Raw genomic sequence first — 24,260 nt, forward strand, 5'->3', positions numbered from 1 at the left:
CTTGTTGGGGAGAGACCGGATATAGCCATGAGAAAAACTCCAGAATATTAATTTTCAAGTTTGTTTTTTGCTGTCGATCAAAAATGTGGAAAAGGTCATTTTTTCTCACAAATGATCTTGGCGTTAGATATGTGGCTTGTAGGTCGGTGGCGTTCCATGTCATGAGTAAATTAGATATTTCTAAATGTGTTACTGGCATGAATGTCGGTATGATATTTTTGTTAAGGCATGGAGTTGCTGAATTTCTCGAGGTGTACCCAGGGGGGGCAAATATTTCTAGAGAAAATGCACCTTCAAGCCAACCTGATTACCTCAGCGATATCGCTAGCTGTTTCATCCTATAGTATAAAGTCCGCTTGGTTACCTTAAGCTCAACCGCTACATTGTCTACACAGTGTTGGTGCCGGAACAACGACTCTTCAATTAGCGCTTTTTCAATTTGCTGCAAGCGCTCCTTGAGGCTTGCTTGAACTTCTTGTTCGCTGCTCATGGGAGTAGAAAACGGTGGCAAATTCAACACGAACCGTTTGGCCGTTGACCGTAGTTCACGCACGTTGCCGAGCCAGGTGTGGCATAGCAGTTGTTGCAGTAGCCCCTCAGAAGGGTGCGGGGCAGTGCATTTGAAGTGGTTTGCTTCTTGCCGGATCATTTCCAGGAACAGCGGAATGATGCGCTCGCGTCGCTCCCGCAGTGCCGGGAGCTGAATATTCACGACGTTCAGGCGAAAATACAGGTCACGCCTGAAGGTGCCGTGTTCGACCATCTGGTGCAGCGAGTGCTGGGCAGACGCAATGACGCGCATGTCCACAGGGATGAAGCGGGTCGAACCCAGGCGCTCCACGCCGCGTGATTCCAGCACGCGTAGCAGCTTGGCCTGCAGGTTCAATGGCATGCTGTCGATCTCATCAAGGTAAAGCGTGCCCAGGTGGGCAGCCTCTACGAAGCCGGCCCTGGATTGCATCGCCCCGGTATAGGCGCCGCTGTTGACGCCGAACAATTGGCTTTCCGCGAGGCTTTCCGGGATGGCTGCACAGTTCACGGGAACAAAATTACCTCGCCGTCCCGATAGAAGATGAATCCGTTGTGCTAGCGTATCTTTGCCTGTACCGGTTTCCCCCAGTAACAAAATGTCAATGTTGAGGGTAGCCGTGTTGTTTAGTGTGTTTTCAATATCTGGGCCTTCGATGAGTGAAAATGCCGTTTCATTTTCCATGTTGAAGGTTGTCGACATTGAAAGATGTTCCCTTCCTGCTATTAATTCATTGTTAAAAGGACGTTATGCTCGCGATGACCAGTGGCGTAGATTATAGGGGCTGTCATTCATTCTTAAAGGGGGGCGACGGGCAATTGCTGTAGGAAAGTGTCTTTCTGTTGTAGCGATGAAGTCGCATTGTTCTTGGTGGGTGCGAGGAATAAGCAAGTCAAATAGGATAAGTCTGAAATTATTTAATATTCGGATATGAAGGCTATATAAAATTAAATACGTGCCCACAAAAAAGCCGATGCAATGCATCGGCTTTTTTATTGGTGTATTAAGAGTGACGTTTACACGTTAAAGCGGAAGTGCATCACGTCGCCATCCTTGACGATATATTCCTTACCTTCCAAACGCCATTTACCGGCTTCCTTAGCACCGGCCTCACCCTTGAACTGGATAAAGTCGTTGTAAGCGATCACTTCAGCGCGGATAAAGCCTTTTTCAAAGTCGGTGTGGATCACACCGGCAGCCTGTGGCGCAGTGGCGCCGACTTTTACGGTCCAGGCGCGGACTTCTTCGACACCGGCGGTGAAGTAGGTCTGCAGGTTGAGCATTTCGTAGCCGGCGCGGATCACGCGGTTCAGGCCAGGTTCTTCCAGGCCCAGGGCCTCAAGGAACATGTCTTTCTCTTCGCCGTCATCCAGCTCGGCGATTTCCGCTTCGATCTTGTTGCACACCGGCACCACGATGGCGCCTTCTTCGTCGGCGATGGCCTTGACCACGTCGAGCAAAGGGTTGTTCTCGAAGCCATCTTCAGCGACGTTGGCGATGTACATCACAGGCTTGGTGGTCAGCAGATGGAAGCCCTTGACCACGGCCTTCTCGTCAGCGCCCATGGTCTTCATCAGGCTGCGTGCCGGCTTGCCCAGGGTGAAGTGCGCGATCAACTGTTCCAGCAGGCCTTTCTGGACCACAGCGTCCTTGTCGCCGCCTTTGGCGTTGCGTGCGACTTTCTGCAGTTGCTTCTCGCAGCTGTCGAGGTCGGCGAAGATCAGTTCAAGGTCGATGATCTCGATGTCGCGTTTCGGGTCGACGCTGTTGGAGACGTGAATCACGTTCTCGTCTTCAAAGCAGCGGACCACGTGGGCGATGGCATCGGTTTCACGGATGTTGGCCAGGAACTTGTTGCCCAGGCCTTCACCTTTCGACGCGCCGGCTACCAGGCCTGCGATGTCGACGAACTCCATGGTGGTCGGCAGGATGCGCTTGGGATTGACGATGGCCGCCAGTGCTTCCAGGCGCGGATCGGGCATCGGCACGATGCCGCTGTTGGGTTCGATGGTGCAGAAGGGGAAGTTCTCCGCCGCAATACCGGACTTGGTCAAAGCGTTGAACAAGGTGGATTTGCCGACGTTGGGCAGGCCGACGATGCCGCAATTGAATCCCATGGTGTTTCCCCTCGGAAAAAAGTCAGGCCTTCTGGCTGTGCAGGTTTTTCATCGCGCGGTTCCATTCACCGGCGAAGATATCCGGCAGCACGCCGAGGGCAAAGTCGATGCTGGCATCGAGTTTTTCCTGTTCGGCGCGTGGCGCACGACCCAGGACGAAATTTGAAACCATACTGGCGACGCCTGGGTGGCCTATGCCGAGCCGCAGGCGGTAAAAATTATTCTGATTGCCCAACTGCGCGATGATGTCGCGCAGGCCATTGTGCCCGCCATGCCCGCCGCCTTGCTTGAGCTTGGCAACACCGGGTGGCAGGTCCAGTTCGTCATGGGCCACCAGGATTTCCTCGGGTTTGATCCGGAAGAAGCCCGCAAGCGCCGCGACAGCCTGGCCGCTGCGGTTCATGTAGGTGGTGGGAATCAACAGACGAATATCCTGACCCAGGTGCGAGAAGCGCCCGGTCAGGCCAAAATATTTGCGATCGGCCACCAGGTTTACACCTTGGGCGTGGGCGATGCGCTCAACAAAAAGGGCCCCCGCGTTATGCCGGGTCTGTTCGTATTCGGCGCCTGGATTTCCCAGGCCAACGATCAGTTTAATGGCAGTCACGACAGGGGCCCTTCCTTTGGAGTTGTGGATAACATCGCCTGACCTGAGTGCGGCGAAAGTGGACGACAGGAGCTAACTTATCCAGAGATAAACTTCGCGTTATCGCCCGCTTTCTCGCTACGTTTCGGTCCGCGATGTTTCCTCAAGCTCCGGCAATACAGAGTGAATTACTCTGCAGCGCCTTCTTCAGCTTCTGGAGCAACGCGTGGAGCGTGTACGTTTGCAACAGCTTTGTCATCACCGTGAGCCAGTGCAACGAACTCAACGCCTTTAGGGGCCTTGAGGTCGGACAGGTGAATGATGTCGCCGATTTCCAGAGCCGACAGGTCGACTTCGATGAACTCAGGCAGGTCTTTCGGCAGGCAGGTCACTTCGATTTCAGCAACAACGTGCGAGACTTCGCCGCCTTTCTTGACCGGAGCTTCTTCACCCACGAAGTGCACAGGTACGATAGCGGTCAGTTTCTGACCCGCTACGACGCGTACGAAGTCAGCGTGCAGCACGTGGCCTTTAGCTGGGTGACGTTGCAGGGCCTTGATGATGACGTTCTGCTTTTTGCCACCAACGTTCAGCTCGATGATGTGGCTGTAGGCCGCATCGTTTTCGAGCAGTTTGGCAACTTCTTTAGCCAGCATGCTGATGGATTCAGGGGCTTTGTCGCCACCGTAAACTACAGCTGGAACCAGGCTTGCGAGACGACGCAGGCGGCGGCTCGCACCTTTCCCCAGGTCGGAACGCACTTCAGCATTCAGAGTAAAATCGTTCATGTTGTATCTCCAAAATAACCACATTCGCCCCAGCGTTTGCGACCAGCGCTAAAGGCGATATGGGCAAAAAAGCCCCGCCCCAACAGTATGCTGGGGCGGGGCGCTTTTCGTCAGTGAGGTGTTCCGAAGGTTTGACCCTTAGCGGAACATCGCGCTGATCGATTCTTCGTTGCTGATGCGGCGAACCGCTTCGGCAACTACCGGCGCGATATCCAGTTGACGGATACGCGCACAGGCTTGAGCAGCGGCGGACAACGGGATGGTGTTAGTCACCACCAGTTCGTCCAGCACGGAGTTCTCGATGTTCTCGATCGCTCGGCCCGACAGCACAGGGTGTGTGCAGTAGGCGAAGACTTTAGCTGCACCGTGCTCTTTCAAGGCTTTGGCCGCGTGGCACAGGGTGCCGGCGGTGTCGACCATGTCATCAACCAGAATACAGGTACGCCCTTCGACATCACCGATGATATGCATCACTTCAGAGTGATTGGCTTTCTCGCGGCGTTTGTCGATGATCCCGAGGTCCACGCCCAGGGATTTGGCAACAGCCCGTGCACGCACGACGCCACCAATGTCCGGGGACACAATCATCAGGTTTTCAAAGCGCTGGTCTTCGATGTCATCCACCAATACGGGGGAGCCGTAGATGTTATCTACCGGAATATCGAAGAACCCCTGGATTTGGTCAGCGTGCAGGTCAACCGTGAGCACACGGTCGATGCCTACCACGGTGAGCATGTCAGCAACGACTTTCGCGCTGATAGCCACACGTGCGGAACGCGGACGGCGATCCTGACGTGCATAACCAAAGTAAGGGATTACAGCTGTGATTCGAGTCGCTGAGGAGCGGCGGAAGGCATCAGCCATCACGACGAGTTCCATCAGGTTATCGTTGGTCGGAGCGCAGGTCGGCTGGATAATGAAGACGTCTTTACCGCGGACGTTTTCATTGATCTCGGCTGTAATTTCGCCGTCGGAGAATTTACCGACAGAGATGTCACCGAGAGGGATATGCAGCTGACGTACGACACGTCGAGCCAGATCGGGGTTGGCGTTCCCCGTAAAGACCATCATCTTGGACACGCGCAGTACCTAGAGGCTGAGGGTAACCTGGATGAGTATTAGAAAATGGCAGGGGCGGCTGGATTCGAACCAACGCATGGCAGGATCAAAACCTGCTGCCTTACCGCTTGGCGACGCCCCTGTATCTGTTGCAACGAGTACCCAGTACTCGATTCCTTTTAGAGCAGACTTTGCAGCTTGCGATGCAACATCGAAACGTTGCTTCCCTTTGCTACAAACCCTGTAAGGGTCTCTGTAAGAAGGGCCGAGACTTTATCAGCTTCAGCTTTGCTTGGGAAGCCCCCAAACACACAACTTCCAGTTCCGGTTAATTTTGCTTCGGTAAATTTACCTAACAAATTCAAAGCGTTACGTACCTCTGGATAACGCCTTGCTACAACCGGTAAGCAGTCATTTCGACTGTTTCCCTTGGGAACGGGGCGCACTTTAATGGGAGGAGAGTTACGTGTCAACAGCGGATCTGAAAAAATTTCTGCTGTACTTACAGATACTTGCGGGACAAGCACGACATACCACGGCTCTTCGGGGTATTCCGGGGTGAGTTTTTCCCCCACACCCTCAGCAAAAGCGGCGTGTCCACGCACGAAAACCGGGACGTCGGCGCCCAGCGTGAGGCCCAGCGCAGCCAGGCGATCATGGTCCCAGCCCAGTTGCCACAAGTGGTTCAGTCCCAGCAGTGTGGTCGCGGCATTCGAGCTGCCACCACCGATTCCGCCACCCATGGGCAAAATTTTATCGATCCAGATATCGATGCCCTGGGAACAGCCGGACTGCTCCTGGAGTTTTTTGGCGGCTCTCACGATCAGATTGCTGTCGTGGGGCACGCCTTCGAATTCAGTGTGCAACTGGATCACGCCATCGTCGCGCAGGGCGAAGGTGAGCTCATCGCCGTAGTCGAGAAATTGAAACAGCGTCTGCAACTCGTGATAGCCGTCTTCACGGCGACCGAGAATGTGCAGCATCAGATTGAGTTTGGCCGGCGAGGGCAGGGTCAGTCTTTCTACGGCCACGTTATTGCCCCAGCTTGCGCGGTTGCCAGTCCTTGATCACCAGCGTGACGTCCAGGTCGGTGCCATGCAGCTTGATACGCTCTGGCAACCAATAACCGCCCTGTTCCACGTAGCTGAGGTACTCGACCTGCCAGCCATCTTGTTCCAGGGTGGCCAGGCGGCTGTCACCGTTAAGGCTCAGGCGGCTCTTGCTGTCCGGCGCAGGCAAGCCGCGGACCCACCACACCAGATGCGAGACAGGCAGTTTCCAGCCAATCTGTTCTTCCAGCAGCGCTTCGGGCGATGTGGCCTCATAGCGACCCTGATTGGCGACTTCGAGGCTGACTTGTCCTGGGCGACCCGTCAGGCGAGCAGCGCCACGCCCCAAGGGGCCGGACAAGCGAATGTCGTAGTAGTCCTGGCGTTGCAGCCAGAACAAGGTACCGCTGCCGGAGTCTTTCGGTGCGCGAACCCCGACTTTGCCTTCGATCTGCCAGCCGTCGATGCTGGCGAGCTGATCCTTGTGCTGCTTCCATTGCGCCGGGTTGCCCTGGCCCTCAACGGATTCGCGGGCACCGAAGCCCGCACAACCGGCGAGCAGGGCAATGAAGCTGAAAACGATAACGTGGCGCAAGAACATAAGCTTAAAGGGTCTCGGATCCGGTCAGGCGCTTGATGGTGCCGCGCAGGATGGGGCTTTCGGGTTGTTCCTTGAGGAATTTTTCCCAGATTTGGCGGGCTTCGCGCTGCTTGCCATTGGCCCACAGCACCTCGCCCAGGTGTGCAGCGACTTCCTGATCGGGGAAGCGCTCCAGGGCCTGGCGCAGCAAGCGTTCGGCTTCGTCGAGGTTGCCCAGGCGATAGTTCACCCAGCCCAGGCTGTCGAGTACAGCCGGGTCTTCCGGGTTGAGCTTATGCGCTTGTTCGATCAATACCTTGGCTTCGTCGTAACGCGTGGTGCGGTCGGACAAGGTGTAGCCCAGGGCATTGAGGGCCATGGCGTTGTCCGGGTCACGCTTGATGATCAGGCGCAGGTCTTTTTCCATCTGCGCCAGGTCATTGCGTTTTTCCGCCTGCATGGCGCGGGTGTACAGCAGGTTCAAATCGTCGGGGAATTGCAGCAAGGCTTGTTGCAGCACCTTCCAGGCGCGCTCGCCCTGATTATTGGCTGACAAGGTCTCCGCCTGGATCAGGTAAAGCTGGATCGCGTAGTCCGGTTCGGCATCCCGTGCAGCAGCCAGGCGTTTTTCTGCCTCATCGGTACGCCCGTTGCTCATCAGGATGTCGGCCTGGCGCAGTTGGGCCGGCAGGTAGTCGTTGCCTGGCCCGACTTGTGCGTATTCAAGCAGGGCGGCTTGGGGGGCGTTGCGCTCTTCAGCGATGCGGCCCAGGTTCAGGTGCGCCGAGTCGACATGACTTTCGCGCTCGATCAGCTCTTCCAGATAACCCTTGGCCTCGTCCCAGGCCTTGGCTTCCAGGCACACCAGCGCCAGGGAGTAACGCAGTTCATCGTCGTCCGGGTATTGCTGGAGCAGGTTGGCGAACTGCACTTTGGCGTCCTCCATTCGGTCCTGCTCCACCAGCGTGCGCGCGTAAGTCAGGCGCAGGCGCTTGTCGTCCGGATATTTCTTGATGCTTTTTTCCAGCAGTGGAATCGCTTCCTTGCCGCGGTTGAGGTTCTGCAGCAGGCGCGCGCGCAGCAGAATCGGCGCGATCTCGCCGTCTTCCGGCGGGTTCTGTTCCAGCAGCTTCAATGCGGCTTCGGCTTCATCATCCTGTTGCAGCAGCAGGGCCTTGCCGAACACCAGTTGACTGTTCTTCGGGTGTTTTTGCAGCAGGCGGTCGAAACTCTTCATCAGGCCGTTTCGGGTGTCCTGGTCGGTGTCGGCAGCCGACAGCGCGAGGAAGTCGAAATGGGTGTCGCCCTTGCCCTGCAAGACTTTCTCCATATAGACCATGGAGTCGTCATAGCGCCCGGCGCGTGCCAGTTGAATGGCCGCTGCCCGTTGTGCCTCCAGATCGTCCGGCGCGTTCTTTGCCCAGATCAGCGAGGTATCCAGTGCGGCCTGATCGGCCCCCAGGTACTCGGCAATACGGAACGCCCGCTCGGAAATCCCCGGATCCTGAGTGTTGATGGCCTGGGTCACATAATTATCCAGCGCAATATCGAAGCGATTGCGCTGGCCGGCCAGTTCCGCACTGAGCAGGCTGAACACCGTTTCTTCACTGAACGAGGAATAAACCTTGGGCTTTTCAGGGGCGGGGGTGCTGTCTTCCACCGGCGGTGTACCGTCCGGCGACACGGGTGCCATGGCCTGGCAGCCGCTGAGGAAGATAAAAGCAAGGAGCAACGCGGAGGATCTATTCATATAGGAAGAGGACGACTAACCTGCGGTCGGATCATCATGACACAAGCCTTCGGTCAAACATAACCGTGTGGGAGCGAGCTGGCTCGCGATAAGCCTGAGGACAACGCGTTTTATCAGGAGGCCGCGTCATGGTTCACGACCATCGCGAGCAGGCTTGCGCCTACAGATGGCCTTTTTATAGGCATAAGCTACTAGGACAATAGACGACGGTGGTTGTTCTGAATCTTTCGAAGTAGGACAATTGTCGGCTTCCCGACATCATCAGCGATATTGAATGGCCTTCCTCGCACTCGGTATTAACCACAAGACTGCTTCCGTAGACGTGCGCGAGCGCGTGGCGTTTACGCCAGAGCAGTTGGTTGAGGCCTTGCAGCAGCTCTGCCGTCTCACCGACAGCCGCGAAGCTGCGATCCTTTCGACCTGCAATCGCAGTGAGCTTTATATAGAGCAGGAACATCTTTCAGCGGATGTGGTACTGCGCTGGCTGGCCGATTATCACCATTTAAGCCTCGAAGATCTGCGCGCTAGCGCCTATGTGCACCAAGACGATGCGGCAGTTCGTCACATGATGCGTGTGGCATCCGGTCTCGATTCGCTGGTGTTGGGCGAGCCGCAGATCCTGGGCCAGATGAAGTCCGCCTACGCCGTGGCGCGCGAGGCCGGCACCGTCGGTCCGCTGCTGGGCCGTCTGTTCCAGGCCACTTTCAATTCCGCCAAGCAGGTGCGTACCGATACTGCCATCGGTGAAAACCCGGTGTCCGTGGCGTTTGCCGCCGTCAGTCTGGCCAAGCAGATCTTCAGCGACTTGCAGCGCAGCCAGGCGCTGTTGATCGGCGCCGGCGAGACCATCACCCTGGTTGCCCGCCACCTGCATGACCTGGGCGTCAAGCGCATCGTGGTCGCCAACCGTACCCTGGAGCGCGCCAGCATCCTCGCCGAGCAGTTCGGCGCCCACGCGGTGCTGCTGTCGGACATCCCGGCCGAACTGGTGCGCAGCGATATCGTCATCAGCTCCACCGCCAGCCAGCTACCGATCCTCGGCAAGGGCGCGGTTGAAAGCGCGCTGAAACTGCGCAAGCACAAGCCCATCTTCATGGTCGATATCGCCGTTCCGCGGGATATCGAGCCCGAAGTCGGCGAGTTGGACGACGTTTACCTCTACAGCGTCGACGATCTGCATGAAGTGGTGGCCGAAAACCTCAAGAGTCGCCAGGGCGCTGCCCAGGCTGCTGAGGAGATGGTCAGCATCGGCGCCGAAGAGTTCATGGTGCGCCTGCGTGAACTGGCAGCGGTGGACGTGCTCAAGGCGTATCGTCAGCAGGGCGAACGCCTGCGTGATGAAGAGTTGATCAAGGCCCAGCGCCTGCTCGCCAACGGCAGCAGCGCCGAGGAGGTGCTGATGCAACTGGCCCGCGGCCTGACCAACAAGCTGCTGCATGCGCCCAGCGTACAATTAAAAAAACTGACTGCCGAAGGCCGCCTCGATGCGCTGGCCATGGCCCAGGAACTCTTTGCCCTCGGTGAGGGCGCGCCCAGCTCTTCGGATAAAAAATCGCAATGAAAGCGTCACTGCTCAATAAACTGGACGTCCTCCAGGACCGTTTCGAAGAACTGACCGCCTTGCTCGGCGATGGCGAGGTCATCTCCGATCAGACCAAATTCCGCGCCTATTCCAAGGAATACGCCGAAGTTGAGCCCATTGTGGCTACTTACAAAAACCTCACCAAAGTGCAGGCCGACCTCGAAGGTGCCCAGGCACTGCTCAAGGACAGCGACCCGGACATGCGTGAAATGGCCGTGGAAGAAGTCCGCGAAGCCAAGGAAAAGTTGGCCGAGCTGGAAGGCGACCTGCAACGCATGCTGCTGCCCAAGGACCCCAATGACGGGCGCAACGTGTTTCTCGAGATTCGTGCCGGCACCGGCGGTGATGAAGCGGCGATTTTCTCCGGCGACCTGTTCCGCATGTATTCGCGTTATGCCGAGCGTCGCGGCTGGCGGGTCGAGATCCTGTCCGAGAACGAGGGCGAGCACGGCGGCTATAAAGAAGTCATTGCGCGGGTCGAAGGCGACAACGTCTATGGCAAGCTGAAGTTCGAGTCCGGAGCCCATCGCGTGCAGCGGGTTCCGGCGACGGAATCTCAGGGCCGTATCCACACCTCGGCCTGCACCGTGGCCGTGTTGCCTGAGCCGGACGAGCAGGAAGCTATCGAGATCAACCCAGCCGACCTGCGGGTCGACACCTACCGCTCGTCGGGCGCCGGTGGTCAGCACGTCAACAAGACGGACTCGGCGATCCGTATCACCCACTTGCCATCGGGCATCGTGGTGGAGTGCCAGGAAGAGCGCTCCCAGCATAAGAACCGTGCGCGGGCCATGTCCTGGCTATCGGCCAAGCTGAATGACCAGCAGACCAGCGCCGCCGCCAACGCGATTGCCAGCGAGCGCAAATTGCTGGTGGGCTCGGGCGACCGCTCCGAGCGCATCCGTACCTACAACTTTGCCCAGGGTCGGGTCACCGACCACCGGGTCAACCTCACCCTTTACTCGCTGGACGAGATTCTCGCTGGTGGCGTGGATGCGGTGATCGAGCCATTGCTCGCCGAATACCAGGCCGATCAACTGGCGGCGATAGGTGAATAAATGACCATTATCGCCAGCCTGTTGCGCGCCGCTGACTTGCCCGACTCGCCCACGGCGCGCCTGGATGCCGAACTGTTGTTGGCGGCTGCCTTGGGCAAGTCCCGCAGCTACCTGCACACCTGGCCGGAAAAAATCGTCAGCAGCGAAAACGCCCTGACCTTTGCCGGCTACCTGCAACGCCGCCGCGGCGGTGAACCAGTGGCCTATATCCTCGGTCAGCAAGGTTTCTGGAAGCTGGACCTGGAGGTCGCGCCCCACACGCTGATCCCGCGTCCGGACACCGAGCTGCTGGTGGAAGCGGCCCTGGAATTGTTACCGGCCACCCCCGTCAAGGTCCTCGACCTGGGCACCGGCAGCGGCGCCATCGCCCTGGCCCTGGCCAGCGAGCGCCCGGCCTGGCACGTCACGGCCGTCGACCGCGTGCTGGAAGCCGTGGCCCTGGCCGAGCGCAATCGGCAGCGCCTGCACCTTAATAACGCCACGGTGCTCAACAGCCATTGGTTCAGCGCCCTGGCAGGCCACACTTACGATCTGATCATCAGCAACCCGCCCTACATCGCCGACAATGATCCGCACCTGGTGGCCGGCGATGTGCGTTTTGAACCGGCCAGCGCCCTGGTGGCGGGCCATGATGGTTTGGACGATCTGCGGCTGATCACCGCCCAGGCCCCGGCCCACCTGAACGCCGCCGGCTGGCTGCTGCTGGAGCACGGTTACGACCAGGCCGCCGCGGTGCGCGACCTGTTGCTGAGCCAAGGCTTCGAGCAGGTGCACAGCCGCATCGACCTTGGCGGTCACGAACGCATCTCCCTGGGACGCTGGCCGTGCTGACCGATCAGGAGCTGTTGCGCTACAGCCGACAGATTCTGTTGCAGCATGTCGACATCGACGGCCAATTGCGCCTGAAAAACGCCCGTGCGTTGATCGTCGGCCTCGGTGGCCTGGGTGCCCCGGTGGCGATGTACCTGGCCGCCGCTGGCGTCGGCGAATTGCACCTGGCGGATTTCGACACCGTCGACCTCACCAACCTGCAACGCCAGATCATCCATGACACCGACAGCGTCGGGCAGGCCAAGGTCGACTCGGCCATCCATCGCCTGAGCGCCCTCAACCCCGAAATCAAATTGGTCGCCCATCGCATCGCGCTGGATGCCGATACCTTGGCGGCGGCCGTGGCGGCCGTGGACGTGGTACTCGATTGCAGCGACAACTTCTCCACCCGCGAGGCGGTCAATGCCGCCTGCGTGGCGGCGTGCAAGCCATTGATCAGCGGCGCGGCGATTCGTCTTGAAGGGCAGCTGTCAGTATTCGATCCACGTCGGGCCGACAGCCCGTGCTACCACTGCTTATACGGGCACGGCAGTGACACTGAACTCACCTGCAGCGAAGCGGGCGTGGTCGGCCCACTGGTGGGCCTGGTCGGTAGCCTGCAAGCCCTGGAGGCCTTGAAGTTGCTGGCTGGTTTCGGCGAGCCGCTGGTGGGGCGCTTGCTGCTGATTGACGCATTGAGCACTCGCTTTCGCGAATTGCGGGTCAAGCGTGATCCCGGTTGCAGTGTCTGCGGGACGCGACATGGGTAAGGACGCGCCGATCGGTGTGTTCGATTCCGGCGTCGGCGGCTTGTCGGTGCTGGATGAGATTCAGCAATTGCTGCCCCATGAGTCACTGTTGTACGTCGCCGATTGCGGACATATCCCCTACGGCGAGAAAACCCCCGCGTTCATTCTTGAGCGCTCCCGGTCGGTTGCCGAGTTTTTCCGCGAGCGGGGCGCCAAGGCTTTTGTGATCGCCTGCAACACCGCAACCGTCGCGGCTGTCGCGGATTTGCGCCAGGACTACCCCGATTGGCCCCTGGTGGGCATGGAGCCTGCGGTCAAACCCGCTGCGGCTGCCACTCGCAGTGGCGTGGTCGGGGTGCTCGCCACTACCGGTACCCTGCAAAGCGCCAAGTTCGCCGCGCTGCTCGATCGGTTTGCCACCGATGTGCGGGTGATCACCCAGCCGTGCCCGGGCCTGGTGGAGCTGATTGAAACCGGTGATCTGGATAGCCCGAGCCTGCGTCAGTTGTTGCAGGGCTATATCGACCCGCTGCTCAGCGCCGGCTGTGACACCATCATCCTCGGCTGCACCCACTATCCCTTCCTCAAGCCGCTTCTGGCGCAGATGCTGCCCGCCAGCATCATCCTCATCGACACCGGCGCTGCCGTCGCGCGGCAGCTCAAGCGTTTGCTGGGCGAACGCGATCTGCTGGCCCTCGGCGATCCTGAGCCGACACAGTTCTGGACCAGTGGCGATGTGTATCACCTAAGAAATATCCTACCGACACTATGGAAACATTCTGGAGTTGTGCGAAGCTTCGGGTCGTGAAAATTTCGTGAAATGTCGCTGAACTTCTGAGTGTACGTCAGCTTCTATAGCGAGATGGCCTGTAAAAAATCATACAACTTCGTTTTCAAAGGACTGTTTCTTATGAAGCGCTTGTTCTGTTTGGCCGCGATTGCGGCTGTAGTGGTGGGACACTCTGTTTCGACCCAGGCCGCAGGCCTGGAGTTTGGGGTTGGCAGCACCAGTGATTCGACGTTGACCTATCGGCTGGGCCTGACCTCGGATTGGGACAAAAGCTGGATGCAGAGTGACGTCGGTCGCCTGACCGGCTATTGGAGCGGCGCCTATACCTATTGGGAAGGTGATGACCGTGCAGGCGCCAGCAGCCTGTCGTTCTCGCCGGTATTCGTGTATGAGTTTGCCGGCCAGTCGGTCAAGCCCTACATCGAAGCCGGGATCGGTGTAGCGGTGTTTTCCCGTACCAAGCTGGAAGACAACAACATCGGCCAGGCTTTTCAGTTCGAAGACCGCTTGGGTTTCGGCCTGCGCTTCACCGGTGGGCATGAAGTGGGCATTCGCGCCACGCACTACTCCAATGCCGGGATCAGCAGCAATAACGATGGTGTAGAAAGTTACTCGCTGCACTACACCATGCCGCTGTAATTCCCAGGAACGCTGCAAAACAGTGTGGGAGGGGGCTTGAACCCGATGGCGATGGATCAGTTGGCAAATTCCGCGACTGACACTCCGCTATCGGGGGCAAGCCCCCTCCCACATTAAGGTCTTCACTGGCCTGAGATCAGCGGTAGGCCGTGGCGATTCCTTCGCGCTCGGTCAGGCACTCCGGTGCGCCCATCTCGAACTCGCGGCAAATCAGCGGCCGACGCTCGTAGATCGTGCACATCATCGTGTCGCGATCCAGTGCCGCGCACCAGCCGTCGTCCAGGCGCAGCATCACTTCACCGCCCCAATCGTCAGTGTCGATATAGCGCTCCGGCACGCCGGTGTCGGTGATCAGCATCACTTCCAGCTGGCAGCAGCAGGCCGCGCAGGTCGAGCAGGTGACGGCGGGTTCGGTGATTTGAGTGTGCGGGATGTTGGTCATAGGCGCGCAGTGTAAGGCAAGCGGGTGACGCAGGTGTGAAAGGTCTGACAGGCGTCAGCGCGCCAGCCGATGCAGTCCGACGAACACCACTGCCCAAAGCAGCGCGAGCCCCGCCATGGTGGGTAGCACTGCGTAGCCAAAATGCACGCCCGCCAACTGGCTCCCGGCGTAATACGACAGCGGCCCCCCGATCGCCCCCAATGCTGCCGCACGCCACCAGGGCCGTGCACTCCAGGCCAGGCAATGGCGCAGGGTGGTGGCCAGCACTGCCCACAGCAGGATGAGCCACAACGGAATCAGTGGTCCCGGCTCGCTAAATTGAAAGACGCCCAGGCTGCGCAGCATCGTATCCAGTACCGTGCCGAGCAGCGTCACGCGGATAATCAGCGCGCCGTCCTGGGCCCACGAACTTATCCACAGCAGGTGGATTGCCAGCACCGCCAGCCCCACCAGCAACCAAGGGCTATCGCCACCGAGTACACAGGCAAACCACCCGCACTGGAACAGCACGGCATTGGCCAGTGGTTTAAGCACTGAAGCGCCCGAGTAACGGTGGGTTGATGGCCGACGGTTTGGCCAACAGCAATTGCGCGGTGCCAATGCTGCGCTCCATAAAGCCGCCCTCGCAGTAGCATAGGTAAAACTCCCACAACCGCAGGAAATATTCGTCGTAGCCCAACTCCGTCAGACGGCCGTGGGCGTGGCGAAAGTTCTCGTGCCACAGGCGCAGGGTTCGTGCGTAGTGCAGGCCGAAATCCTCCATGTGCAACAGGTTCATGTCGGTGTCGCGGCTGACGATGTGCAGCATGTTCTGCACACTGGGCAGGGCGCCGCCGGGGAAGATATAGCGCTGGATAAAGTCGACGCTGTTCTTCGCCTGCTCAAAGCGCTGCTCGCGGATGGTGATGGCTTGCAGCAACATCAGGCCATCGCGCTTGAGCAGGTGCGCGCACTGTTTGAAGTAGGTCGGCAGGAAGCGATGGCCCACCGCTTCGATCATCTCGATGGACACCAGCTTGTCGTACTCGCCGGTCAGGTCGCGGTAGTCCTGCAGCAGCAACGTGACCTGGTCTTGCAGTCCCAGGGCCGCGATGCGTTTTTCGGTGTAGGCGAACTGCTCTTTGGACAAGGTCGTGGTGGTGACCTTGCAGCCATAATGCTGCGCCGCATACAGCGCCATGCTGCCCCAGCCGGTGCCGATTTCCAGCAGATGATCGGTGGGTTTGAGCGCGAGCTTCTGGCAGATGCGTTCCAGTTTGTTCAGTTGCGCTTGCTCCAGGGTGTCGTCGGGCGTCAGGAACTGCGCGGCCGAATACATCATGGTCGGGTCGAGGAATTCTTCGAACAGGTCGTTGCCGAGGTCGTAGTGGGCGGCGATGTTTTTCTGCGAGCCCTTGCGCGTGTTGCGGTTGAGCCAGTGCAGGCCTTGGGTGAACGGCCGCGCCAGTCTCGCCAGGCCACCCTCCATCGCGTCGAGCACATCCAGGTTACTCACCATCACCCGCACCACTGCGGTCAGGTCCGGGCTGCTCCAATACCCATGGATAAACGCTTCGCCGGCGCCGATGGAACCGTTGGCCGCCACCAGCCCCCAGACCGCCGAATCGAGGATCTGGATTTCCCCCAGCAGGTGCGCTTCCCGTGCGCCGAATACCTGGCGCTCGCCGTCCTCGATCACCACCAACTGGCCATGGCGCAGTTGGCTGAGTTGGCGCAGCACGCCCTTGCGCAGCAGCGCACTGGTCATGCCGTTGACGTTCAGGCGGTTGGTCTTGACCGATAAACTAGGGGATTTCATGGCGTCGATCCTTGGTGTACCCGACAGCTGTGCGAGAGGCGCCGTCGGCGGCCTGATGGGAAAAAATCGGTGTGCGCTTGAGCAACAGGCGCAGGGCCTGCCAATAAATGGCCAGGCAGGTCTTGGCGGTCATCCACGGAAAGCGCCACAGGTAACGGTGCAGGCTGGCGCGGTTCAGCGTTTCTTTGTGCAGGCTCAAGGTGGCATCGAAGACTTTCACCTCGCCCTGCCAATCGGCCATGTGCACGCCGAGCTTGGCGGCGGGCGGGCTGAAGCTCATGCGGTATTCCAGGTCGCGCGGCAAAAACGGCGACACGTGAAACGCCTTGGCCACGGCGAAGTGCTGGTGCTCCTCCGCACCAAGGGCCTGGGCTGGCAGCACGTAGTGATAGCGCTCGCGCCATGGGGTGTTGGTCACTTCGCACAGGATCGCGGCCAGTTGCCCATCGGCCTCGAAGCAGTAGAAGAAACTCACCGGATTAAAAGCCAGGCCCCAACTGCGGGCCTGGGTTAGCAGGCAGATAACGCCCTGGGGTGTATGCCCCAGAGCCTTGCCGACTTCCTGGCGCACGGCATCGGTCAAGCTCATGCCGTGGCGCGTGAATTCATGCAGGTAGTCCTGCTGGCGAAAACCGAAGGGCGCCAGGCGACTTGCGCCGGCCAGGGGCGATAGCCCGAGCACTTCGTCCTGTTCACTTAAGTCCAGGTACAGCAGACCGATGCGGTAGCGAAAGGCGTGGGCCTTGGGGGCAAACCGCCGATGGGCGATCCAGCCACTGTACAGGGCGCTGTTCACAGGCTTTCCCCAAAGGCTTCGGCCACACGCAAGGCGCTGACCACGCCGTCTTCATGGAAACCATTGGCCCAATAGGCGCCGCAATACCACGTATGTCGCGTGCCGTTCAGTTCCTCCCAACGCGCTTGCGCGGCCACGGCGGCCAGGCTGTATTGCGGGTGGGCGTAGGTGTAGCGTGCGAGGATCTTCAGCGGGTTGATCAGCGACGTCTGGTTGAGGCTGACGCAAAAGGTGGTGGCGCTGTCGATGCCTTGCAGGATGTTCATGTCATAGGTGACAGCGGCCTGGGTCTGCGCGTCGCCGCTCAGCCTGTAGTTCCAACTGGCCCAGGCCAGTTTGCGGTCGGGCAGCAGGCGCGTGTCGGTGTGCAGCACCACGTCGTTGTCGGCATAGGGCAGGGCGCCGAGGATCTCCTGCTCGGCCTGGCTCGGCTCGTTGAGCAAGGCGAGTGCCTGGTCGCTGTGGCAGGCGAACACCACCTTGTCGAAAGCTTCGGTGCCGGCGGCGCTGTGGATAATCACCCCCTCAGCGTCACGCTCGACCAGGTGCACGGGGCAGTTGAGGCGGATGTGCTCACGAAAGCTGCGGGTCAGCGGTTCGATATAACGACTGGAACCGCCCTCGATCACGCACCACTGCGGCCGGTTGTTCACCGAGAGCAAGCCGTGGTTCTTGAAGAAGCGCACAAAGAACTGCAGCGGAAAGTTCAGCATGTCCGCCAGGGACATCGACCAGATCGCTGCGCCCATCGGGACGATGTAATGCCGGATAAATCGCGGCCCGTAACCGCCGGCTTCGAGGTAGTCGCCCAGGGTCATCTCGGCGCTGATGCGCTGCTCTTGCAGGTCTCGCGGTGCCTGGCGATTGAAGCGCAGGATGTCGCGCAGCATGCCCCAGAAGCCCGGCGACAGGATATTGCGGCGCTGGGCAAACAGGCTGTTGAGGTTGTTGCCGTTGTACTCGAAGCCGTTGCTCTGGTCGCACACCGAAAAGCTCATTTCGGTGGGCTTGAAGGTGACGCCGATCTGCCCCAGCAGGCGAATGAAGTTGGGGTAGGTCCAGTCGTTGAACACGATGAAACCCGTGTCCACCGCATAGGGTTCGCCCTCGACGGTGACGTTGACCGTGTGGGTATGCCCGCCGATACGCTCGCCCGCCTCGAACAGCGTGATGTCGTGACGGCGGCTGAGCAGGTAGGCGCTGGTTAGCCCGGCGATGCCGCTGCCGATAATGGCGATCTTCACAGGTCGTCCTTCTTCGGTGGCGGGCTGCGCAACATGCGTTTGCCGATGATCAATTGCGCGCGGTTCGGCAGTTTCGACAGCGGCCACAGCGTGGCGATAAACAGCGCAGGGAAGGCGATCTCCAGCGGGCGCTTCTCCAGCTTGGCGAAAATATGCCGCGCGGCCTTGTCGGCGGACCAGCTCAGGGGCATCGGGAAGTCATTGCGTTCGGTGAGCGGGGTGTCGACAAAGCCCGGGCTGATCACCGTGACGGCGATGTTCTCGGGCGACAGGCTGATGCGCAGGGATTCGAACAGGTAGCGCAGCCCGGCCTTGGACGCGCCATACGCTTCGGCCCGTGGCATCGGCAAGTAGGTCACGGCGCTGGCGACGCCTACCAGGTGTGGCGTGCGCCCGGCGCGCAACAACGGCAGCGCCGCTTCAATGCAGTAACTGCTGGCCAGCAGGTTGGTGCGCACCACGTGTTCGATAATCGAGGAATCGAATTGCCTGGCGTCGACATATTCACAGGTGCCGGCGTTGAGGATTACGGTGTCGACCGAACCCCAGGCCGCGCCGATGTGTTCACCGATCTCGCGCACGGTCTGGCTATTGGTCAGGTCGCCGGCCACCACCAGCACCTGGCCGGGGTACCGTTGGGCGAGTGCTTCCAGCGGGCCTTTGGTGCGCGAACTGACGGCCACGTGGGCGCCGCTGTTGAGCAGCTCCACGGCCAGGGAAGCGCCGATGCCACTGCTGGCACCGGTCAGCCAATAACGACGGGGCGGCAGTGCGTTCATCCCACTCTCCTTTTCAACCAACTGACGACCCCACCCAGCACGGGAAGGTGTTCGTACAACAGGGCGCCGGCATCGAAGTAGTCGCGGTGGTGGTACACCTTGTCCCGCCACATCAAATGCGAGCAGCCCTCCACGCGGATGACCTTGCCCTTGCCCAGGCGCGGGTGGCAGAAACTCATGTTCCAGCGCAGGTAACCTTCGCCTTCGGTCACCTGGTCGAAACCGTGGAAGTCGAAGCGCAGTTGGCTGACGTTGCTGTACAGCTCGGCGAAATACGTGTGCAGCGCAGTCAGACCGTGGATTTCATGCAGCGGGTCAGTGAACGCGATGTCCTTGCTGTAGAGGCCGTCGAGCAACTGCAGGTTGTGCTTGTCCAGCGAGGCGAAGGCCTGGGCGAAGCGGGGCAGGAAGTCACTCATGTTCGGCGACCTCCTGGCGTGAAGGCAGGTTGCGAAAGGCCGCCAGGGCGCGTTCGCGGGATTTTTTCAGGTCGACAATCGAGCGCGGATAATCTGTCACGCCAAACAAACCGCCGGCGGTTTCCGGGTTGTGTACTTCCTTCTTGTTCAGCGTGGCCAGCTCCGGCAGCCAGTGCTTGATAAATACACCTTCGCTGTCGAATTTTTCCGACTGGCTCAGCGGGCTGAAAATCCGGAAGTACGGCGCCGAGTCGGTGCCGGTGGATGAGCTCCATTGCCAGCCGCCGTTATTGGCCGCCAGGTCGCCGTCGATCAGGTGCCGCATGAAGAAACGCTCGCCTTCGCGCCAGTCGATCAACAGGTTCTTGGTCAGGAACATCGCCACCACCATGCGCAGGCGGTTATGCATCCAGCCGGTTTCCAGCAGTTGGCGCATCGCGGCATCGATGATCGGCAGGCCGGTGCGGGCTTGCTGCCAGGCGGCGAGGTCCTTGGGTGCATCGCGCCAGGCCAGGGCTTCGGTCTCGGGGCGGAAAGCGCGGTGACGGGAGACCCGTGGGTAGCCGACCAGAATGTGTTTGTAGAACTCACGCCACAGCAGTTCATTGATCCAGGTGATGGCGCCGATGTCGCCGCTTTCGAACTCGCCCTGATTGGTTTGCAGTGCGGCGTGCAGGCATTGGCGCGGCGAAACCACGCCGGCGGCCAGGTAGGCGGAGAGCTGGCTGGTGCCGGGCTTGGCCGGAAAGTCGCGTTCGTCTTTGTAGTAGCTGATCTGCTGGTCGGCGAAGGCGTCGAGGCGGCGGCGGGCTTCGTCTTCGCCGGCGGGCCAGAGGGCGCGCAGGGTCTCGCTGGGTGGCTCAAAGCCTTCGACCTGTTCGGGAATCGGATCGCTCTTGAGGGGGATCGGGCTTTGGGCCTGTGGCGTCGCGACCAAGCGCGGCAGGGCGCTGTGCAGGCGAGCGTAGCAGACCTTGCGGAACTGGCTGAACACCTGGAAGTAGGTGCCGGTCTTGGTCAGCACGCTGCCCGGTTGGAAAAACAGTTGGTCCAGGTAGCTGTGGAACGTCACGCCGCCGGCTTCCAGCGCCTCAGCGACAGCAGCATCGCGACGGCTTTCATGAATGCCGTATTCCTCGTTGACGTGCACCGACTCCACGGCCAGTTCCCGGCACAGTTGACTCAATACGGCGGGGGCCTGGTCCCAGGTGGCGGCGTGGCGGATCAGCAAGGGCATGTTCAGTGCGCCCAGGGCCTGGCTCAAGTGCTGCAGGTTGCGCAGCCAGAAATCCACTTTGCACGGCGCATCGTCATGGGTCAGCCATTGCTCAGGCGTGATCAGGTACACGGCCGCCACCGGGCCTCGCTGGCAGGCCGCAGCCAGGGCGGTGTTGTCGTGAAGGCGCAAGTCGGTGCGCAGCCAGATCAAGTGCATTTAAATAAGTCCACGCTGGATCAGGAGCTGGTGGGCCGACAGCGGGTCTTCGGCCACGAACAATTCAGGAGTGTCTTGGGTTAATACGGCCAGCTCGGCCTGGTGGATGCAGACCGTGGGTCCGACGAGCAGTTTTGCGCAACTGACTCCGCCCAGCAGCTTGGTCAGTGCGGGCAATTGCAGGGCCTTGCTCGAATACAGGAGCACGGCACGCGGTTGCAGGTGTTCCGCCGCCAGGGCCAATTCGCCGGTGGGCAATGGCCAGTCGAAGACTTCCACCGGGCAATCGGCGCTGCTGGCCAGCCAGGCGCTGAGCCACAGGTGCGGCTCCAGGGGCAGGTCGGAGTGGTTGACCAGCAACAGTGGCGCGCCGTGCAACTGGCGATTGTTGTGGTAGATACGTGCACCGAATTTGCTGCGCAGCCAGGACAGGAAAAACACCCGTTCCATCTGTGCGCCAAACTGGCCTTGCCAGCGTTGCTCCAACTCCTGCAGCAGCGGCAGCAGCAGTTGCTCACACAGGGTGCGCGGCGGGTAAAGCGCCATGGCCTGGTTGAACACATCGTCCACCCGGCGTTCGGCCAGCTCGCTGACGGCCTGCACCAGGTTCTGGCGCAAGGCTTGCCACTCGTTTTTTACGGCATCGGGAAGGGCTTGAGCGGAATCGATCAGGCCTTTGACCTGGCTGACCGGTACGCCGCGATTGAGCCAGGTGAGGATGGTGTGGATGCGTTGTACATGCTCGGCATTGAACAGCCGATGGCCCTTGGGCGTGCGCTGGGGCACGATCAGGCCATAACGGCGTTCCCAGGCGCGCAGAGTCACGGCGTTGACGCCGGTCTGGCGCGCCACTTCGCGGATCGGCAGCCAACCGTCTTCGAGGGCTTGGGCGATGTCTGCGCCGGGTTCGTCTTGCAAGATAGCGGTCATGACGCTTTTCATGGTTTAGATCGCATTACGCAGGCTGAGATTTTCCGGGTGCGGCTGCAAGTAGGCCTGCTGCGCGATGTAGCGGTCCGGGTGTTGGCGAAAGTGATGCTTGAGCAGGGTCAACGGCACCACCAGTGGCACGATGCCCTGATGGTACTGGCCGATAACTGTCTGTATTTCCTGTTTGTCATCGGCGCTGATGGCCTGCTTGAGGTAGCCGCTGATGTGTTGCAGCACGTTGGTGTGGGTGCCGCGGGTGGCGCACTTTTTCAGGCCGGTCATCAAGTCGCTGAAATAGCAGGCGCCCAACTCGTCGAGGTCGACGTCCTTGGCCATGCTGCCGAGGCGGTGGCCCAGGCTCTTGTAATGCATCAGGCTGTGGGCCATCAGCAAATACTTGTAGCGCGAGTGAAACGCCAGCAAGCGGTGGCGGGTCAGGCCCTCGGCCTGCAGTTGCTGCCAACTGGCGTAGACGAAGACGCGGGTCAGGAAGTTTTCCCGCAGTACCGGGTCATTCAGGCGGCCGTCTTCTTCCACAGGCAGGTTCGGGTGACGCGCGCAGAACGCCTGGGCGTAAATGCCACGCCCGCCGCCCTCCACCGGCGCACCGTTTTCACGGTAGACCTTGACGCGTTCCAGACCGCAGGATGGCGACTTCTGCATGAAGATGTAACCGCACAGGTCGGTGTGTTCGGCGGCCATTTTGCGGGCATATGCGTCCAGCGGCGCGGTGACATTCAGCTCGCGGTGTACGGTGCCGACGGCCTGGGGTTGTTCGGCATCGCCCACCAGGCGAATGGTTTCACGGGGGATACCCAGGCCGATCGCCACTTCCGGGCACAGCGGCACGAAGTCGAAATACTCGGCGAGTACTTCGCTGCATAGCTGGGATTGCTTGTGACCGCCATTGAAACGCACGTTCTCGCCCAGCAGGCAGGCGCTGATGCCAATCTTCGGCTTGATGGACGATGGTGTGGGCATGGCCAAACCTCTGCAAGATTCCTGTACAAAATATAAAATCTGTACAACCAAGTCTCATCATAGGTTTGATGCTGTACAAGTCAAATTATTTGTACAAGTATTTGCTCGGGAGCTATTTCCAGCCGATTTGCCAATCCTCGGCATTTTGCAGGGTTTGCCAGGCCAGGCGATCAGTGCGCTTGGTCATCACGGCTTGCAGCTCGATTTCCAGCACGGTGCCTTCTTCGTCACGAAACAGCTCGGTCACCAAGAAGTGTTTTTCTTTGTTGCGGGGCCGGGCTGCCGTCCACTTCGACAGCAGCAGTTTGGCGGGGTTGATGCGGTTCATTGCAGGTGCTCGATCAAACGTCGCGCGGCTTCCTGGCCACTGAGCCATGCCCCTTCCACCCGGCCCGAGAGGCACCAGTCGCCACATACGTACAGGCCCAGGTCGGCGTCGGCCAGCACCCCGAATTCATGGGCGCTGGACGGTCGTGCGTAGAGCCAGCGGTGCGCCAGGCTGAAGGACGGTGCGGGCATGGCGCTGTGGAGCAATTCGGCGAAGGCACCGTGCAGGTGTTCGATCACCGCCTCCTTGGACAGGTCCAGGTGGGCCTTGCTCCAAGTGCTGGTGGCGTGCAGCACCCAGGTGTCGAGGGTGTTGTCGCGCCCGGGCTTGCTGCGGTTGCGCGCCAGCCAGTCGAGTGGGCTGTCTTGCACGAAGCAGCCTTCCATTGGTGTATCCAGGGGCTTGTCGAAGGCCAGGGCGATGGCCCAGGTCGGGTCCATCTTCACGCCGGCGGCGGCGCTCGCCAGTTTGGGGGCGGCGGCCAGAAGCGCAGTGGCCTGGGGGGCGGGCGTGGCGATGATCACGTGGCTGAAGGGGCCGTGGTTTTCACCGTCGGCATCCAGCAGGTTCCAGTGTTGCTTGCCTTGGAACACTTCGGTGATACGGCAACCGAACTCCACCGGCAGGTCGTCGAGCAGGGCGCGGGTGATTGCGCTCATGCGTGGCGTGCCGACCCAGCGGATCTGTTCATCGGGGGAGGGCGTGAGCTGGCCGGACTTGAAGTTGTACAGCTGGGGTTTCCATTGCTCGGCCCAGCCGTTGCTTTGCCAGCGCTGCACTTCGTTGACGAAGCGTCGGTCGCGGGCGGTGAAGTATTGGGCGCCCATGTCCAGTGCGCCGGCGTCGCTGCGCTTGCTGGACATGCGGCCGCCGCTGCCGCGGCTTTTATCGAAGAGTTGTACAACGTGCCCGGCGTCTTGTAACGCTCGGGCGGCGGAGAGACCGGCGATGCCGGTGCCGATGATCGCGATGGGGACAGTCATGGGAGGCCTCGTTTTACCGTTGGGTACAGGCTACGCCGA

General features: G+C 60.1%; 26 protein-coding genes and 1 tRNA gene. 6 read left to right on the forward strand and 21 right to left on the reverse strand.

Annotation, left to right across the window (positions count from 1 at the left end; genetic code table 11):
• Positions 1-307: 307 nt before the first annotated feature.
• The 9 genes from HCF10_RS00310 to HCF10_RS00350 all read right to left on the reverse strand — a co-directional run bounded on the left by HCF10_RS00310 (position 308) and on the right by HCF10_RS00350 (position 8,458).
• Entirely contained in the window at positions 308-1,231 is a 924-nt protein-coding gene (locus HCF10_RS00310; RefSeq protein WP_131700406.1) for a sigma 54-interacting transcriptional regulator, read from the reverse strand.
• A 314-nt stretch (positions 1,232-1,545) separates the two neighbouring features.
• Positions 1,546-2,646, reverse strand: coding sequence for a redox-regulated ATPase YchF (ychF, locus tag HCF10_RS00315; RefSeq protein ID WP_065924046.1), 1,101 nt, complete (start codon positions 2,644-2,646; stop codon positions 1,546-1,548).
• 22 nt (positions 2,647-2,668) lie between these two features.
• A complete protein-coding gene (pth, locus tag HCF10_RS00320) occupies positions 2,669-3,253 on the reverse strand; it encodes an aminoacyl-tRNA hydrolase (RefSeq protein ID WP_131698530.1) in 585 nt (194 codons plus the stop codon).
• A gap of 167 nt (positions 3,254-3,420) precedes the next feature.
• On the reverse strand, positions 3,421-4,020 hold the full coding sequence (locus HCF10_RS00325) for a 50S ribosomal protein L25/general stress protein Ctc (protein ID WP_131698529.1): 600 nt from the start codon (positions 4,018-4,020) through the stop codon (positions 3,421-3,423).
• Between the two features lie 138 nt (positions 4,021-4,158).
• Positions 4,159-5,100, reverse strand: coding sequence for a ribose-phosphate pyrophosphokinase (locus HCF10_RS00330; protein ID WP_003171603.1), 942 nt, complete (start codon positions 5,098-5,100; stop codon positions 4,159-4,161).
• 46 nt (positions 5,101-5,146) lie between these two features.
• A tRNA-Gln gene (locus HCF10_RS00335) sits at positions 5,147-5,221 on the reverse strand.
• A gap of 37 nt (positions 5,222-5,258) precedes the next feature.
• Positions 5,259-6,062: a 4-(cytidine 5'-diphospho)-2-C-methyl-D-erythritol kinase gene (gene ispE, locus HCF10_RS00340; protein WP_205885421.1), complete on the reverse strand. Its 804-nt coding sequence runs from the start codon at positions 6,060-6,062 to the stop codon at positions 5,259-5,261.
• Between the two features lie 49 nt (positions 6,063-6,111).
• Positions 6,112-6,729 carry a lipoprotein insertase outer membrane protein LolB gene (gene lolB / locus HCF10_RS00345; protein WP_131698528.1) on the reverse strand — a complete coding sequence of 206 codons (618 nt, stop codon included), beginning with the start codon at positions 6,727-6,729 and terminating at the stop codon, positions 6,112-6,114.
• A 4-nt stretch (positions 6,730-6,733) separates the two neighbouring features.
• Positions 6,734-8,458: a tetratricopeptide repeat protein gene (locus HCF10_RS00350; protein WP_167654699.1), complete on the reverse strand. Its 1,725-nt coding sequence runs from the start codon at positions 8,456-8,458 to the stop codon at positions 6,734-6,736.
• A 274-nt stretch (positions 8,459-8,732) separates the two neighbouring features.
• Here HCF10_RS00350 and hemA point away from each other — a divergent pair, with 274 nt between their 5' ends.
• The 6 genes from hemA to HCF10_RS00380 all read left to right on the forward strand — a co-directional run bounded on the left by hemA (position 8,733) and on the right by HCF10_RS00380 (position 14,086).
• Positions 8,733-10,019 (forward strand): glutamyl-tRNA reductase, encoded by a 1,287-nt coding sequence (hemA, locus tag HCF10_RS00355; protein ID WP_131698526.1) that lies wholly within the window; start codon positions 8,733-8,735, stop codon positions 10,017-10,019.
• On the forward strand, positions 10,016-11,098 hold the full coding sequence (gene prfA / locus HCF10_RS00360) for a peptide chain release factor 1 (RefSeq protein WP_027606884.1): 1,083 nt from the start codon (positions 10,016-10,018) through the stop codon (positions 11,096-11,098). The genes hemA and prfA overlap by 4 nt, the downstream gene beginning before the upstream one ends.
• Complete coding sequence (gene prmC, locus HCF10_RS00365; protein ID WP_131698525.1) at positions 11,099-11,929, forward strand: peptide chain release factor N(5)-glutamine methyltransferase; 831 nt, start codon at positions 11,099-11,101, stop codon at positions 11,927-11,929. It begins immediately after the preceding gene.
• Positions 11,923-12,678 (forward strand): molybdopterin-synthase adenylyltransferase MoeB, encoded by a 756-nt coding sequence (locus tag HCF10_RS00370; RefSeq protein WP_131698524.1) that lies wholly within the window; start codon positions 11,923-11,925, stop codon positions 12,676-12,678. The genes prmC and HCF10_RS00370 overlap by 7 nt, the downstream gene beginning before the upstream one ends.
• The gene (gene murI, locus HCF10_RS00375; protein WP_167654700.1) at positions 12,671-13,465 is read left to right on the forward strand and encodes a glutamate racemase; all 795 of its coding nucleotides are present in this window, start codon (positions 12,671-12,673) and stop codon (positions 13,463-13,465) included. The genes HCF10_RS00370 and murI overlap by 8 nt, the downstream gene beginning before the upstream one ends.
• 102 nt (positions 13,466-13,567) lie before the next feature.
• Entirely contained in the window at positions 13,568-14,086 is a 519-nt protein-coding gene (locus tag HCF10_RS00380) for an acyloxyacyl hydrolase (RefSeq protein ID WP_131698522.1), read from the forward strand.
• Positions 14,087-14,222: 136 nt separating this feature from the next.
• Here HCF10_RS00380 and HCF10_RS00385 read toward each other — a convergent pair whose 3' ends face one another.
• The 12 genes from HCF10_RS00385 to HCF10_RS00440 all read right to left on the reverse strand — a co-directional run bounded on the left by HCF10_RS00385 (position 14,223) and on the right by HCF10_RS00440 (position 24,221).
• Positions 14,223-14,528 (reverse strand): YkgJ family cysteine cluster protein, encoded by a 306-nt coding sequence (locus HCF10_RS00385; RefSeq protein ID WP_016977069.1) that lies wholly within the window; start codon positions 14,526-14,528, stop codon positions 14,223-14,225.
• Between the two features lie 54 nt (positions 14,529-14,582).
• Complete coding sequence (locus HCF10_RS00390; protein ID WP_131698521.1) at positions 14,583-15,062, reverse strand: DUF2878 domain-containing protein; 480 nt, start codon at positions 15,060-15,062, stop codon at positions 14,583-14,585.
• Complete coding sequence (locus HCF10_RS00395) at positions 15,055-16,326, reverse strand: SAM-dependent methyltransferase (RefSeq protein ID WP_131698520.1); 1,272 nt, start codon at positions 16,324-16,326, stop codon at positions 15,055-15,057. The genes HCF10_RS00390 and HCF10_RS00395 overlap by 8 nt, the downstream gene beginning before the upstream one ends.
• A complete protein-coding gene (locus HCF10_RS00400; RefSeq protein WP_131698519.1) occupies positions 16,313-17,122 on the reverse strand; it encodes a DUF1365 domain-containing protein in 810 nt (269 codons plus the stop codon). The genes HCF10_RS00395 and HCF10_RS00400 overlap by 14 nt, the downstream gene beginning before the upstream one ends.
• The gene (locus tag HCF10_RS00405; RefSeq protein WP_131698518.1) at positions 17,119-18,366 is read right to left on the reverse strand and encodes an NAD(P)/FAD-dependent oxidoreductase; all 1,248 of its coding nucleotides are present in this window, start codon (positions 18,364-18,366) and stop codon (positions 17,119-17,121) included. The genes HCF10_RS00400 and HCF10_RS00405 overlap by 4 nt, the downstream gene beginning before the upstream one ends.
• The gene (locus tag HCF10_RS00410; RefSeq protein ID WP_167654701.1) at positions 18,363-19,145 is read right to left on the reverse strand and encodes an SDR family NAD(P)-dependent oxidoreductase; all 783 of its coding nucleotides are present in this window, start codon (positions 19,143-19,145) and stop codon (positions 18,363-18,365) included. The genes HCF10_RS00405 and HCF10_RS00410 overlap by 4 nt, the downstream gene beginning before the upstream one ends.
• On the reverse strand, positions 19,142-19,564 hold the full coding sequence (locus HCF10_RS00415) for a nuclear transport factor 2 family protein (protein ID WP_167654702.1): 423 nt from the start codon (positions 19,562-19,564) through the stop codon (positions 19,142-19,144). The genes HCF10_RS00410 and HCF10_RS00415 overlap by 4 nt, the downstream gene beginning before the upstream one ends.
• Complete coding sequence (gene phrB, locus HCF10_RS00420) at positions 19,557-20,999, reverse strand: deoxyribodipyrimidine photo-lyase (RefSeq protein WP_167654703.1); 1,443 nt, start codon at positions 20,997-20,999, stop codon at positions 19,557-19,559. Before phrB ends, HCF10_RS00415 begins: the two co-directional genes overlap by 8 nt.
• On the reverse strand, positions 21,000-21,929 hold the full coding sequence (locus HCF10_RS00425) for a MerR family transcriptional regulator (protein WP_131698514.1): 930 nt from the start codon (positions 21,927-21,929) through the stop codon (positions 21,000-21,002). It lies immediately after the preceding gene.
• Between the two features lie 15 nt (positions 21,930-21,944).
• Positions 21,945-22,910, reverse strand: a complete 966-nt coding sequence (locus HCF10_RS00430; protein ID WP_131698513.1) for a YbgA family protein — start codon at positions 22,908-22,910, stop codon at positions 21,945-21,947.
• Positions 22,911-23,022: 112 nt separating this feature from the next.
• Entirely contained in the window at positions 23,023-23,238 is a 216-nt protein-coding gene (locus HCF10_RS00435) for a TIGR02450 family Trp-rich protein (RefSeq protein WP_131698512.1), read from the reverse strand.
• Entirely contained in the window at positions 23,235-24,221 is a 987-nt protein-coding gene (locus HCF10_RS00440) for an NAD(P)/FAD-dependent oxidoreductase (protein WP_131698511.1), read from the reverse strand. Before HCF10_RS00440 ends, HCF10_RS00435 begins: the two co-directional genes overlap by 4 nt.
• Positions 24,222-24,260: the final 39 nt, after the last annotated feature.

The sequence above is a fragment of the Pseudomonas sp. B14(2022) genome (genome assembly GCF_012030485.1).
Lineage (GTDB): Bacteria > Pseudomonadota > Gammaproteobacteria > Pseudomonadales > Pseudomonadaceae > Aquipseudomonas.

Excerpts from the sequence above, each read along its gene's own strand:
- HCF10_RS00435 (WP_131698512.1), bottom strand. The coding sequence starts at position 23,238 with ATGAACCGCATCAACCCCGCCAAACTGCTGCTGTCGAAGTGGACGGCA.
- HCF10_RS00430 (WP_131698513.1), bottom strand. The coding sequence starts at position 22,910 with ATGCCCACACCATCGTCCATCAAGCCGAAGATTGGCATCAGCGCCTGC.
- HCF10_RS00350 (WP_167654699.1), bottom strand. The coding sequence starts at position 8,458 with ATGAATAGATCCTCCGCGTTGCTCCTTGCTTTTATCTTCCTCAGCGGC.
- prfA (WP_027606884.1), top strand. The coding sequence starts at position 10,016 with ATGAAAGCGTCACTGCTCAATAAACTGGACGTCCTCCAGGACCGTTTC.
- ychF (WP_065924046.1), bottom strand. The coding sequence starts at position 2,646 with ATGGGATTCAATTGCGGCATCGTCGGCCTGCCCAACGTCGGCAAATCC.
- HCF10_RS00395 (WP_131698520.1), bottom strand. The coding sequence starts at position 16,326 with ATGAAATCCCCTAGTTTATCGGTCAAGACCAACCGCCTGAACGTCAAC.
- HCF10_RS00325 (WP_131698529.1), bottom strand. The coding sequence starts at position 4,020 with ATGAACGATTTTACTCTGAATGCTGAAGTGCGTTCCGACCTGGGGAAA.
- HCF10_RS00410 (WP_167654701.1), bottom strand. The coding sequence starts at position 19,145 with ATGAACGCACTGCCGCCCCGTCGTTATTGGCTGACCGGTGCCAGCAGT.
- HCF10_RS00440 (WP_131698511.1), bottom strand. The coding sequence starts at position 24,221 with ATGACTGTCCCCATCGCGATCATCGGCACCGGCATCGCCGGTCTCTCC.
- lolB (WP_131698528.1), bottom strand. The coding sequence starts at position 6,729 with ATGTTCTTGCGCCACGTTATCGTTTTCAGCTTCATTGCCCTGCTCGCC.
- HCF10_RS00415 (WP_167654702.1), bottom strand. The coding sequence starts at position 19,564 with ATGAGTGACTTCCTGCCCCGCTTCGCCCAGGCCTTCGCCTCGCTGGAC.
- HCF10_RS00380 (WP_131698522.1), top strand. The coding sequence starts at position 13,568 with ATGAAGCGCTTGTTCTGTTTGGCCGCGATTGCGGCTGTAGTGGTGGGA.
- HCF10_RS00425 (WP_131698514.1), bottom strand. The coding sequence starts at position 21,929 with ATGACCGCTATCTTGCAAGACGAACCCGGCGCAGACATCGCCCAAGCC.
- phrB (WP_167654703.1), bottom strand. The coding sequence starts at position 20,999 with ATGCACTTGATCTGGCTGCGCACCGACTTGCGCCTTCACGACAACACC.
- HCF10_RS00310 (WP_131700406.1), bottom strand. The coding sequence starts at position 1,231 with ATGTCGACAACCTTCAACATGGAAAATGAAACGGCATTTTCACTCATC.
- prmC (WP_131698525.1), top strand. The coding sequence starts at position 11,099 with ATGACCATTATCGCCAGCCTGTTGCGCGCCGCTGACTTGCCCGACTCG.
- murI (WP_167654700.1), top strand. The coding sequence starts at position 12,671 with ATGGGTAAGGACGCGCCGATCGGTGTGTTCGATTCCGGCGTCGGCGGC.
- hemA (WP_131698526.1), top strand. The coding sequence starts at position 8,733 with ATGGCCTTCCTCGCACTCGGTATTAACCACAAGACTGCTTCCGTAGAC.
- HCF10_RS00385 (WP_016977069.1), bottom strand. The coding sequence starts at position 14,528 with ATGACCAACATCCCGCACACTCAAATCACCGAACCCGCCGTCACCTGC.
- ispE (WP_205885421.1), bottom strand. The coding sequence starts at position 6,062 with ATGCTGCACATTCTCGGTCGCCGTGAAGACGGCTATCACGAGTTGCAG.